Genomic DNA, 12,646 nt, shown 5'->3' on the forward strand with positions numbered 1-12,646 from the left:
GTCTCTCCGATAGGTCCAGTTCGGCGGCGGATCAGGCCGCGATTTCGAAGGCAGCCCTGACGAGCCGCGATGTGTATTCGGTCTTGGGGTTCTCCAGAACCTCGTTGACCGGCCCCTGTTCGACGATCTTGCCGTATTGCATGACCATCACCCGGTGGCACAGGGCTTTGACGACCTTGAGGTCGTGCGAAATGAACAGGTAGCTGAGGCCCTTCTCCGCCTGGAGCTTGCGCAGCAGTTCGATGATCTGGGCCTGTACCGAGAGGTCGAGCGCCGAGGTCGGCTCGTCCAGCAGGATGAACTCCGGTTCCAGCGCGATGGCCCGCGCGATGGCGAGGCGCTGGCGCTGGCCGCCCGAAAACTCATGCGGAAAGCGGTTGAGGATGGTATCGGGCAGCCCGGCATCGCGCAGCGCCTGGCGGACCCGGTCACCGCGCTCGCGCGAGTTGCCGCCGAGTCCGTTGACGATCAGGCCCTCCTCGATGATCTGGCGCACGCTCATGCGCGGGTTGAGCGAGGCGAACGGATCCTGGAAGACGATCTGCATGCGGCTGCGCAACGGGCGCATGGCTTTGCGATCCTTGGTATCGATGCGTTCGCCATCGAACAGGATCTCGCCGCCCTGGTTGCCGATCAGGCGGATCAGCGCCTGGCCGAAAGTGGTCTTGCCGGAGCCGGATTCGCCGACGAGGCCGAGGGTCTCGTGCTTCTTCAAATTGAGCGACAGCTTGTCGACGGCGACCAGTTCGAAGAAATCGGGGCTGAAGAAGCCGCCGCGTTTCAGGGTGAAGGCGACCTTTACGTCCTTGCCTTCGAGCACCGTCGGCGAGTTGGCCTCGATCGGCCTGGCCGAGCCCTTGGGTTCGGAGGCAAGCAGGTGCCGGGTGTAGCTGTGGCGCGGGTTGGCAAACAGCGCCTCGGTGGTGTTGTGCTCCTGAACCCGGCCGTTCTGCATGACATAGACGTAGTCGGAGAACTGTTTGACGATGGTCAGGTCATGGGTGATGAGGATCACCGCCATACCGTATTTCGACTTCAGGTCCTTGATCAGGTTGAGGATCTGGGCCTGAACGGTGACGTCGAGCGCGGTGGTCGGCTCGTCGGCGATCAGCACATCGGGGCGATTGGCGAGCGCCATGGCGATCATGACGCGCTGCCGCTGCCCGCCCGACATCTGGTGCGGATACTGCCGGAGCCGCGCTTCCGGTTCCGGGATCTGCACGTCCTCCAGCAATTGCCGGGCGCGCTTCATCGCTTCGGCTCCGGAGATGCGGTTGTGCAGGTGGAGGATTTCGCAGAGCTGGGCGCCGACGGTGTAGATCGGGTTCAGCGAGCTCATCGGCTCCTGGAAGATCATCGAGATGTCGTTGCCGCGGAGCTTGCGCATCCCGGCGTCGGGGAGCGTGAGGATATCCTTGTCGCCCAGCGTGATACGAGACTTGCTGCTGATGGTCGCGCGCTTGGTCAGCAGGCGCATGACGGTGCGGGCGGTGACCGACTTGCCGGAGCCACTCTCCCCCACCAACGCGATGGTCTCGCCCTTGTGGAGCTGGAACGAGACATCGCGCACGGCATTGACGATGCCGCCTTCGACCTTGAAATCGACCGCGATGTTGCGGGCGTCGAGGATCAGTTCGCGGCCGTGACTGCCCAGATCGTAACGCTCGGGCGGAGAGAGATCGTTGTTGTCGATGGTGCTCATCTCTTCACCTCAGTAGGGGTCGATGGCGTCGCGGAGGCCGTCGCCGAGCGCGTTGAAAGCGAACACGGTGATCAGCACGAAGACGACGGGCGAGAGGATCCAGGGATAGGAGCCGATCACCGAGAAAGTGCCGGTATCCTGCAGCATCAGGCCCCAGGAGATCAGCGGCGGCTTCACGGCGAAGCCGAGATAGCCGAGAAAGCTCTCGAGCAGCACGACCGAGGGGATGGCGATGGTCACCGCCACGATCAGGTGGCTCGAGACGTTGGGCAGGATGTGGCGCAGGATGATGCGCCAATCGGACGAGCCGACCGCGATGGCGGCACGCACATATTCGATGCGGGCGAGCGCCAGGGTTTTGGAGCGCACCTCGCGGGCCAGTTGGGCCCAGCCGAGCACCGCCATGACGCCGATGACGAAGGCGATGAACACCGGCGACGGCGCCGTCACCGGGATCAGCGAAGCGAGCGCCAGGTAGAGCGGCAGTTGCGGGAAGGCGAGCACCAGGTCGACGAAGCGCTGCACCCAGGCATCGAGCCGACCACCGATATAGCCCGAGGCGATGCCTACCAGCGTGCCGATAGTGGTCGTCAGCAGCACCACCACCAGCGCGATGGTGAGCGAAATCTGCGAGCCGACGATGCCGCGCGAAAGGATGTCGCGGCCGAACTTGTCGGTGCCGAGGAAGTGGATGGGGCGGCCGTCGACGGAGCCGAAGAAGTGGATGTTGGACGGGATGACGCCGAGCAGGTGATACTGGTGGCCCGGCACGAAAAAGCCGAGCGCCGTGGGATTGGTACGATCCGGACCGGTCATCGGCTGGAAGGTGACAGGGTCGAACTCACCGGTCTCGACGATCGGGTACACGTAGGGAATGAGGCTGAAGCCGCCGTCGGGGGCACTGAACTCGACGTGGTCGGGCGGCGCGAAGGCGATCTCGGCGCGTTTGGGATCCATCGGTGCGAAGAAATCGCCGAAGATCGCCATGGTGAGCAACGCGACGGTGAGCACCAGCCCCATCATGCCCATGGTAGAGCGGCGGAAGCGGCGCCACACCAGCGTGGCATAGGTCTCGTTGCCATGGCTGAAGCGGCTGGCGACGGGAGTGTCGACCACCGGGTCGGCCGGGGGCAACTGGTGTCCGGCCGGGGTGGCGAGTTCGGCGAGGTTGGCGGCGCCAGTTTCTGTCGTACTGAGCGTGGGCTTGTCGGCAATGGTGCTCATTCGCGGTTCTCCCCACCCAGACGGACGCGCGGATCAACGGCGGCGAGCAGGAGATCGGCGATGATGTTGCCGATGATCAGCGTCGCAGCGAGGACGAGCACGAAGGTGGCGGTGACATAGACGTCGCCCACCGCCATGGAACCGACGATGGCCGGTCCGACCGTTGCCAGACCGAAGACGATGGCGACTTCGATCTCGCCGGTGAGCATGTAGGGCAGCGCCACGCCCTGGTAGGCGATAAGCGGATGCAGCGCGTTGGGCACGGCATGCTTCATGATGACGGCGCCCTCGGACAAGCCCTTGGCGCGGGCCGTTTCGACATACTGGCTATTGAGCACGTCGAGCAGGTTGGCCCGCATCACCCGCATGTTGTAGGCGAGGCCGCCGAAGGTGGCGATGAAGACCACCGGCCAGACGTGGCTGACCAGGTTCATGAACTTGTCCCAGCTCCATGGCGCCCCTCCATATCTCGACGAGAAGAAACTTCCGAGCTCCTGCACGTTCAGCTTGAAGGCGAGGATGTAGATGATGATCAGCGCCAGCAGGAACCTCGGCACGGTCATCCCGAGGAACGAGATGATGCCGAAGGTGGTGTCGATCCAGCTATATTGTCGGGTGGCGGCGATGATACCCATGCCGATGCCGATCACCGACGCGAAGAAGTGGCAGGTCAGCGCGAGGAGGATGGTGCGCGGCAGGCGCTCCGTCACCACGTCGCCGACTGGCTTGTTGTAGTAGAGCGAGTGACCGAAGTCGAAGCGGGTGACGATGCCGCTGATCCAGTTGACGTACTGGACCGGCAGCGGCTCGTTGAGGCCGTTTTGCTCGCGGTAGATCGCAGCCTGCTTCTCGGCTTCCTCGATCGTCGCCCCGCCCTGGTTGATGAGCATGGAGCGGATGTAGTCGCCGTAGTCGCCCGGAGGGGCCTGGATAATGGCGAAGGTAACGACGCTCAGAACCAGCAGGACCGGCAGGGCGGCCAGGATTCGCGTCACCAGAAAGCGCAGCAGCTGCATATCAAATCTCCTCCGGCTAGGTAGCAAGGGGGCCGGAGCCCCCTTGCCCGGATTCCGTCAGGTCGGGATTAGAGTTTCACCGGCCCGGCAGAGCCCGGCTCACCCGGGAGGGTGTCGGGGTGCAGTTCGTAGCCCTGCTGCTTGTCGGCCGGCACGAACACGCGTTCACGGATGATGTTGTCCTCAGCCCAGTTGAACATGAAGATCGGGGCGCCGGCCGGGATGTTGGCGAAGCGCTTGTTGATGATCAGTGCACCTGGGTACTGGGTCAGCCCGATACCGAAGAGGTTCTCAGTGTAGAGCTTCTGGTAGGTCTTCATCAGGTCCTTGCGTTTCTCGGCATCGTCGGTCGCGATGAACGCATTGACGGTGTCGACCATCTCCTGCTCGAACGGCAGCAGGTCCATCGTGCCGTCGGTGCCGGCGCGGTGCGAGTTGCTGATCTGCGGACCGGTCGGGGCCAGCGCGACGGTGTTCTGCACCACCGCGATCAGTTCGGCGCCATTACGGGCCACACGCCAGTCGAACTTGCCCGACTGTTCCGTCGCGTCACGCTGGGTGCCGGTCAGGAAGTTGGCGATGACGCGAATGCCCAGCGGCTCCATCATCGAGATGACGCCTTCGGCCAGGTTCTTGTCGGTCTGGTAGTCGGCGTTGGCGAGCAGCGTGATCTCCACGTCTGCACCACCGGCGGTACCTGCCGGGAAGTTGACCACGCCGTTGCCGTCCGTGTCCTTGAGACCGGCCTTTTCCAGCAGAGCCTTGGCGTCCTCGAGCGAGAACGGATAGTACACCGTCGAGTCTTTGTCGTAGTAGGTCGTGCCGGCGTAGAGGCCGCCCGGATAGATGGCGGTGAACGGGCCCTTCACCAGGGCTTCGCCCAGGCGCTGACGATCGAGCGCGTAGCTGATGGCCTTGCGGAAGTCGGCATTGCGGTTGAGCTCGCGGACGGCTTGCTGCCGCTCATCCGGTTCGCCCCAGCCATTGCCGGAGAGGTTCGGGTAGAGCGTGTAGCCGATGGTGCGGGCACCGAAGGCCAGACGCGCCGGAGCGTTGGGATCGGCGGACCGCTTCAACGCCTCGACATAGCTTTCGGCCTGCTCGAGGTTGGAGAAGTCGCCGGTGCCGGCCACGGCCTGCACGTCGCGGTCCGCCCAGGTCGAGAGGCGGTAGTGCACTTCGTTGAGGTAGGGCAACTGGTTACCCGCCTCGTCGACCTTCCAGTAGTAAGGGTTGCGGCGCATCACGACGATATCGTCGGGACGGTACTCGACCGGCACCCAGGCGCCCATGACCGGGATGTTCATGTATTCCGGCTTGATGGCGTTCTTGTACTCGTCGTAGGTCGCGCCGGCCTTGTACTTGGGATGCAGCGGCTTGAAGATGTGCGCCGGGCCCGGGCAGAAGGTGCCGTACGCCATCTGGTAGATGTACTGCTTGGGGAAGGCGTCCTTGAAGGTCCAGACGATGGTGTAGTCGTCGATGGCCTCGAGCGTGGTGCCCTCGCCGAAAGTCTCGGGCGTCGCGCCGTTGAGCGGCGAGACGTTGGGATCGACGATGTTGTCTTCCCAGTAGAACATGATGTCTTCGGAGGTGAAGGGCACGCCATCCGACCACTTGGCGCCTTCGATCAGGTGCATGGTCAGCTTGTGGCCGTCCTCGCTCCATTCCCAGCTCTTGGCGAGGTTTGGCATCGGCGCCAGTTCCTCGGCCTTGATCTCGAACAGCGGACCGGTACGGGTCAGGCACTCCATGGTGCCGATATCGATGCCGCCCCAGCCCTGTGACTGGCCGGCCATGTAGTTCCAGCCTTCCGGCCGGCCGCCGATCACGTGGCGCATCACGTCGCCATAGACGCCATTGCCGTCGGGCATGTTGGCGGTCTTGAAGACCAGCGGTTCCTTGGGCAGACGCTCGGCCACCGGCGGGAGCTTGCCCGCATCGACGAAGGCCTTGACGTAGTCGGGCTCGTGGTACTCGGCCAGCGCCTTGTACTCATAGACATCGGCGATACCGACGAAGTTCGGGGTGCCCTGGGCATCGAATTTCGGCGGATCGGGCGGCGTGGTCGGCGCGACTGTCTGGGCTTGCGCCGCAAGCAGCGACACGCCGAGCAGAAGGCTTGCCCCGCCAAGGGCAAATAGGTGTTTACGCATGTTTCCTCCCTAGGCTCGAGACCGGCGCAACACGCACCCGGCGGCAGGCCTCCAACCCGCCACCACTTGTCCCAGCCTCAAAAGGGTAGACCTTGCACTAAAGCGAACAATCCGATTATCTGAATGAGTATTTCCGGTTTTTACAGATTGTCGCACAGCCGATGAACGAGCAGCCGCAGCACTTCCTGCCGGGCAAGCCGCGCGAGAAAGCCACCGCTCCGGTGCCGCGGCCGGACCGGCGATTTTACGCGCAGACGCAGGCGTTTGGCCGTTTCGGCATCCGCTGGTTCGATCCGCAGATCATGCCGGAAGAGCACTTCCACGGTCATATCGAGCTGAACTGGCTGACCACCGGCAGCATGGACTACGTCATCGACGGGCGGCCGCTACGCATCCCCTCGGGCCGGCTGGTGCTGTTCTGGGCGGGCATCCCGCACCAGACCACAGCAATCGACTACGGGACGAACCACGACAGCCGGCAGTGCAATGTCTACCTGCCGCTCGACAGTTTCTTGCACATGCCAAACCTCGGGCAGCTCACCGAGACGATGATGGGTGGCGGGGTGGTGATGCTGCCGCCTGAGACGATCGGCGCCGACACGTTGACGCGCTGGTACCAGGATTACCGCTCGGGCGATGCGGAGCGAACCGACATCCTCAAGGAAGAGATCGCGCTGATGCTGCGGCGCGCCGCGGTGACCGGCTGGGACATCCTGATGGAGCCGTGGATCGAGTGCGTCGGCTCGACCACACGGGCGGCCTCGCCGCTGCGCTACGTGGTAGCGATGATCCGCCACATCCTCGAAAACCTCTCCGAGCCGCTACGGGCCGAGGACGTGGCCAAGGTCGTGGGTCTGCACCCCAACTACGCACTGAACCTGTTCACCGAAGTGATGCGGGTGCCGATGCACAAGTTCGTGGTGCGCATGCGCCTGATCCGAGCGCGTTCGCTGCTGTTCGAGGGCAGCCTCAGCATCGAGAACGTGGCGTTCGAAAGCGGCTTCTCGGCGCTGAGCCAGTTCTACGTGCAGTTCCGCAACGCTTATGGGCTGACGCCGCGGCAGATGCGGGCGCATTACCTCAGGTGAGGCACTTGCGTGCCGGCCGCTGATCGGCTGCACTCACGCGTAGCGCGTATGAGACCCTCATTCCGATGACCGACCCGATCCTGTTCATGCTTGCGGTGCTGACCCTGCTCGGCACCCCCGGGCCGACCAATACGCTCCTGGCAACATCGGGAGCCACGGTGGGGGTGCGGCGGTCGGTGCGGCTGCTGGTGGCTGAACTCGCCGGTTACCTGATCGCCGTCGGCACGATCCGCATCGTGCTCGGGCCGGTGATTCACAGCTACCCGCTGGTGGGGATCACGCTCAAGGCAGCGGTGGTGCTGTACCTCATCTGGACGGCGATCAAGCTCTGGCGGCACAATGCCGGGCTGACGCAGGGCCAGACCAGCATCGGCATGCAGGCGGTGTTCGTCACCACGCTGCTCAACCCCAAGGCGTTGATCTTTTCGCTCAGCATCATCCCGACCGACAACCCTCAGCTTGGCTGGTACGTGCTCGGCTTTGCGCTGCTGGTGCCGCTGGTGGGGTTCGCGTGGATCCTTCTAGGACGGGCGATCGGCGCGGCAGCCGGCGACCGGCACGCCGGTGTGGTGCGCAAGGTCGCCTCGGTGGCGCTGGTCGGTTTTGCCGGCGTGATTGCGGCTTCGGTGCTGGGGTAGGTCTGGCGCCGATAGTCCGGTCGCCATCCCCCTCCCCCGCCATGCGGGTTAGAGCTCCAGCACGAACCGCGCTTCGAAACGTTTGGCGCCCCACCACATGGGGAAGTTGGTGCCCCACTTGTTGTTGTGGAGGTTGAAGCGCAGGCCGGCGGAGAAATCCGGCGGGCTGGGGTTGAACGGCATGAACTTGGTCGCAGTCGGCGCGACCAGTGGCGTGTCGAGAGGACGGAACTCAAGGCCGGCAGTCCGGACCGCAGCGACCGCCTGAAGCTGACCACCGCCCTTATGGGCGATGCGGTTGGCCGGCAGCCACTGCCCCATCTTCAGGAACTGCCAGTCATGCGCGCCTGCCGGCGTGAAGGTGACGAAGCTCGCCTCAGGCATGCGGTTCGCCGGCTTGTCGAGCAACTCGACGGTGATCTCGAGGTGACGGCTGTCGAGCGCCCGGAAGCGGTAGGCGATGCGTGACGGAGCGCCGAGAGCGGCGTGCGCGCCGGCATCGAGGGTCGCGGCGCCGTCCACCAGTTTCGGGGTGAAGGTGGCGGAGCGCGCCGAGGCAGCGCGGTCGAGGCCTGGCTTGATGTGGTCGAGGATGGCCCACTGAGCGCGGTGCGTCAGATAAGTATCCATGTGCGCCGCAACGTCCGAGGCATCGTAGCTCTCGTAGCGATAGCCGAGGAGGCTGCCCCCCTCCCCGCGCAGTTCGACCCCGGCGGGGGAACGGATAAGGATCACGTCGCCGGTATCGGGCTCGGTTTCGACGAACCAGCCGGTGCCTTCGATCGCCGGATCTTCGGCGGCTTCGGCGAGAGCTCGGTCGGCGGGGTCGAGCTCAGCGACGGCCGCATCGAGATAGGCGCGTTGCTCGGCCCATGAGGCCTCAGAGTACTGGAAGCGGTAGTCGGCGGCACGAGCGGTTTCGAAGGCCGGGCGATCCCAGGCCTTGTCATCACGCAGGTACGACTTGATGTCGACGCCCCAGGTGTGTTCGGCAACCATGGTGAGGCCGCGTCCGAAAGCGAGCCGGCTGGGGCTGGGTGCCTGCTCGGCAAAGCCGTCGTAAAGGCGCTGCAGGTGCAGGAAGCGCTTGATCTTGTCGGGATCGGTGCCGGCGCCGTGGATCCAGTTGTCGCCGAGTTCGAGGTCGACGACCGGGAACTGTTCGCGGCGGGCCCAGAGAATTTCGCCATAAGCATCGAGGGTCGAGGCGACGATCTCTGCATCGGGGTTATGCCCCTGCAGTTCGCGCCAGGCGTCAGCGGTCTGCGGGACGCTTTGCGGGCCCATATTGTCGTTGGTGTGGGCGAAGCCGAGACCCTCGTCAAAGCCCTCGGGAAACGAGGTCTCACCGTAGGATTTTTGATACAGCACGACGATCTCGGCGCCATCCGGGGCGCGCCAGCGGAAAACGTCGGGGACATCGGGTGGCGGCGAGGCGGAGTTGACGCCCAGGTGCAGGAACTTGACCCCGGCCTCGGCGAGCAGCGGCACGATGCCGATGGTGTGGCCGGGGACGTCGGTCATCTTGCTGGCAATCGTCTGCTTGCCGAAACGCTTGTCGAGTTCCTGGCTGTAGCTCAAGCCGGCGCGGAACACGGACGGCGACATCAGTTCGGAATGGGTGGTGAAGGGCAGCGCGTGCCAGCGGATCAGGCCGCGATCGATGGCGCGCTCGAGCCGCTGCACCCGTTCTGCGCTTTGCGAGTTCAGGTGATCCCAGATCAGCCAGGCGCCGGTGGTCCAGATGAACTTCGGATGCTCCGGATCCTCGGCGAAGAAGTGCTCGCCGGTATCGATCGCCTGCGGGATGAAGCGCTCGTGGTACTGGGCGCGGACCTTCGTTGCGTGGTCGGTGAAGCCGATATCGAGGTGGGTCTTGAAGACCAGGTGGATCTTGCGGGTCATAACTCTGGCGATCAGCCCACGGTGCCGCGGACGACCAGGCGGGTCGACACGGTTTCGGTGAGCGAGGGTGAGGTGGGGTTCTTGAGGCGGCGGAGGATCAGGCGCAGCAGCGCCTGGGTGCGCTCGGCGAGGTCGAGCTTCACGGTGGTGAGGTTGTAGCTCTTCCAGTGCGACTGATGGATGTCGTCGAAACCGACGACCTTGACGTCCTGCGGCACGCGCAGGCCGAGTTCGGTGCGCAGCGCATCGATGGCGCCGAATGCCCCGACATCGTTGGCGGCAAAGATCGCATCGACCGGCTCGCCGAGGCGGAACTGGTTCAGCGTCTCGCGATAGGCGGTATCGTACATGTAGTCGCCCTGGATGCGGATCGGCGGCGGCAGGCCGCGCTCGGCGACCACCTTGCGCACCATACGCTCGCGCGACTGGGTGGCGAGCGAGTTGCTCTTGCCGGCGAGGAAGGCGAAGCGGCGGGCCCCATAACCCTGCATCAGCGCCACGGCCTGTTCGATGCCTTCACGCTGCAGCACGTCGAGCCGATCGAACAGTGGCGCGGCCTCCTCCTCCGCCGCTTCCTCATCGGGGTAGCCGATATAGATCGGCACGGCGCGATCGAGCACCCGGGCAAGCGTGGTGGGGCGAACGTTCTCGGCATAGGCGATGACCGAATCCGGGTTGAAGCCCTTCATGTAAGTGAGGAGCGTCTCGTCGAGCGAGAGATCATCGCGGGTGCGGAACAATAGCGTCGCGAAGCCCTCGGCCTGCAGCGCCGTGGTCATGGCGTCGAGCTCCTGGCTCTCCCAGGGGCCGGAGATATCGGGCACGATGATGCCGACAAGATGCGAGCGGCCGGTGACCATCGAGCGGGCGGCCATATCCGGCGTGTAGTTCAGCTCCTGCGCCACCTTCAAAATCAGGTCGCGCTTCTCCGGCTTGATCGAAGCATGCGGGTTGAAGGCACGGCTGACCGCAACGCGCGACACGTTGGCGGTGCGAGCCACCATGTCGGCGGTCGCGCGGCTGCGGTTGCGGGTGGCCGGATCGCTCAAAAAGGTCTGCCTTACTGCGTTCGAGCCGCTCGCCGTTTCGCTGAAACGTCGACCGTCTCCAGGTTTTTGCGTTGTTGCACTTCCGAACCGGAAAGGTCTGCACCCTTTCCTGGAAACGCTCCGCATTGAAATCGTGTGCAAAACTGTTCTGCCGTTCGGTTTCCCGCGCTGTCAACCCGATCCGACGCCAGAATAGGCTAAACCCATGATGTTACGGAACAATGACCGACCGGCGCGCGAATGGAACAAACATTCTACTCAGTCGTCATATCGCTGTCATTCGCAACAGGCATTCTACGCCTTGACGATGAATGAAAGCGTGTTCATTCTGAGATCGTGAGCTGCGGCGGGGAGGATTGACCGCTGCTTTCGCCAATTCGGCGCCCGCAAAGCGGCGCCACCAAGGGAGGAATTTCGCGATGAGCAATCGCCTGCGCGCCCTGTATCTGGGGCTTGCAACTGCCACTACGATGATCACGCCCGCCTTCGCGGTCGACCTGACGGTGATCTGCCGCTGCGTCGTCGGGGGGGTGAACAGCGAGACCGCGACCTGGATCAAGGACAGCGTGATCCCCGGTTTCACCGCAAAGATGAAGGCCGAGGGCAAGGACGTCACCGTGTCGCTGAACGAGTTCGGCGGCAAGGACGAGCAGATGACCCAGCAACTGGCGCTCGATTTCTCGACCGGCGCGGGCGCTGATGTCGCCGCGTTCGACGGCTTCCTGATCCCCTCGTTCGTCGAAGGCGGGCTGTTGAAGCCGCTCGATGAAGTGGCCGGCGCCGACGTCAACAGCTGGGAAGGCTGGAGCCACATTTCGGAAGGCGCCAAGTCGCTGATGAGCTATGGCGGCAAGGCTTATGGCCTGGCGCTCGGCACGGACGTTCGCGCCATCTTCGTGCGCAAGGAGCTGCTGAAGTCGGCCGGGCTCGACCCCGATACCTTCCAGCCCAAATCGTGGGCCGAACTGCTCGACGCGGCACGCGCCATCAAGAAGGCGAACCCCGACTCGTTCCCGCTGCAGCTCAATGCCGGCGTGAACATGGGCGAAGCCACCACCATGCAGGGCTACTACATGGCCATCCTCGGGACGGGCGAAAGCGTCGTCGACGAGAACGGCAAGTACATCGTTTCGAGCCAGGGCATTCTCGATACCCTCAACCTCTACAAGACCATCTACGTGGACGAGCAACTGGGCGATCAGCGCGCACAGCTGCTCGGCGACGGTCGCAACCGCACCTTCACCAACTTCCGCGACGGCAAGACTGCGCTCCTCGTCGAAGGCGACTGGTTCTTCAACTCGGTGATGGCGCCGGGCGCCGAATTCGGTCTCGAGAACCGCGATGCCGAAGTCACCTGGGCCTCCATGCCGGCGCAGGAGCCGGGCAAAGGCTACCGTGGGCAGGACTATGTGACGGTTTCGGGCGGCACCGGCTTCGTGCTGAATCCCGCCACCAAGAACCCGGCCGAGGCCTGGGCGCTCTTGAGCTACATGAACAGCCAGGAGTCGTTGACCGCGTTCCAGGGCTTCCGTGAGGCCCGCCGCATCCGCGACGACGTGGCGACGCCGAACAATGTCTACCTGCAGAAGACGCAGGAGAGCCTGTTGCCCCTGACCACAGCGCGCCCGAACGACCCGAACTACAACAAGGTCTCGGCCGAGATTCAGCGTATGACCGAAAGCGTGGTCTCGGGCGAGGCCAGCCCGGCAGACGCGATGGCCGCCTACAAGGCCGCGGTGATCGCCATTGTCGGCGAAGCCAATACGGTTTCGAAGCTCTAGCTTCGGCTTACTGGTCTGTCGCGTGGTCGAACCGCAAAAGTCTCGCAACTTTTGCTGACCACGCTCCGAAGTCCTCCCACGCCCGGC

General features: G+C 64.2%; 9 protein-coding genes. 3 read left to right on the plus strand and 6 right to left on the minus strand.

What is annotated here, in order from left to right:
• Positions 1-31 precede the first annotated feature (31 nt).
• The 4 genes from AC1ROK_RS12450 to AC1ROK_RS12465 all read right to left on the minus strand — a co-directional run bounded on the left by AC1ROK_RS12450 (position 32) and on the right by AC1ROK_RS12465 (position 6,098).
• Complete coding sequence (locus AC1ROK_RS12450) at positions 32-1,702, minus strand: ABC transporter ATP-binding protein (RefSeq protein ID WP_492847248.1); 1,671 nt, start codon at positions 1,700-1,702, stop codon at positions 32-34.
• A 9-nt stretch (positions 1,703-1,711) separates the two neighbouring features.
• Positions 1,712-2,926, minus strand: a complete 1,215-nt coding sequence (locus tag AC1ROK_RS12455) for an ABC transporter permease (protein WP_492847250.1) — start codon at positions 2,924-2,926, stop codon at positions 1,712-1,714.
• Entirely contained in the window at positions 2,923-3,936 is a 1,014-nt protein-coding gene (locus AC1ROK_RS12460; RefSeq protein WP_492847404.1) for an ABC transporter permease, read from the minus strand. Before AC1ROK_RS12460 ends, AC1ROK_RS12455 begins: the two co-directional genes overlap by 4 nt.
• 74 nt (positions 3,937-4,010) lie before the next feature.
• On the minus strand, positions 4,011-6,098 hold the full coding sequence (locus tag AC1ROK_RS12465) for an ABC transporter substrate-binding protein (RefSeq protein WP_492847252.1): 2,088 nt from the start codon (positions 6,096-6,098) through the stop codon (positions 4,011-4,013).
• Between the two features lie 161 nt (positions 6,099-6,259).
• Here AC1ROK_RS12465 and AC1ROK_RS12470 point away from each other — a divergent pair, with 161 nt between their 5' ends.
• Positions 6,260-7,186 carry a helix-turn-helix domain-containing protein gene (locus tag AC1ROK_RS12470; RefSeq protein ID WP_492847254.1) on the plus strand — a complete coding sequence of 309 codons (927 nt, stop codon included), beginning with the start codon at positions 6,260-6,262 and terminating at the stop codon, positions 7,184-7,186.
• A gap of 65 nt (positions 7,187-7,251) precedes the next feature.
• The gene (locus AC1ROK_RS12475) at positions 7,252-7,824 is read left to right on the plus strand and encodes a LysE family translocator (RefSeq protein WP_492847256.1); all 573 of its coding nucleotides are present in this window, start codon (positions 7,252-7,254) and stop codon (positions 7,822-7,824) included.
• 48 nt (positions 7,825-7,872) lie between these two features.
• On the opposite strand, the gene AC1ROK_RS12480 is transcribed toward AC1ROK_RS12475, so the two are convergent.
• Entirely contained in the window at positions 7,873-9,729 is a 1,857-nt protein-coding gene (locus AC1ROK_RS12480; protein ID WP_492847258.1) for a DUF5054 domain-containing protein, read from the minus strand.
• Positions 9,730-9,740: 11 nt separating this feature from the next.
• Entirely contained in the window at positions 9,741-10,778 is a 1,038-nt protein-coding gene (locus AC1ROK_RS12485; RefSeq protein WP_492847260.1) for a LacI family DNA-binding transcriptional regulator, read from the minus strand.
• Positions 10,779-11,197: 419 nt separating this feature from the next.
• Between AC1ROK_RS12485 and AC1ROK_RS12490 the strand changes: the two genes are divergently transcribed.
• Positions 11,198-12,559 carry an extracellular solute-binding protein gene (locus tag AC1ROK_RS12490; RefSeq protein WP_492847263.1) on the plus strand — a complete coding sequence of 454 codons (1,362 nt, stop codon included), beginning with the start codon at positions 11,198-11,200 and terminating at the stop codon, positions 12,557-12,559.
• Positions 12,560-12,646: the final 87 nt, after the last annotated feature.

This window comes from Devosia sp. GW821-FHT12F11 (assembly GCF_058806655.1).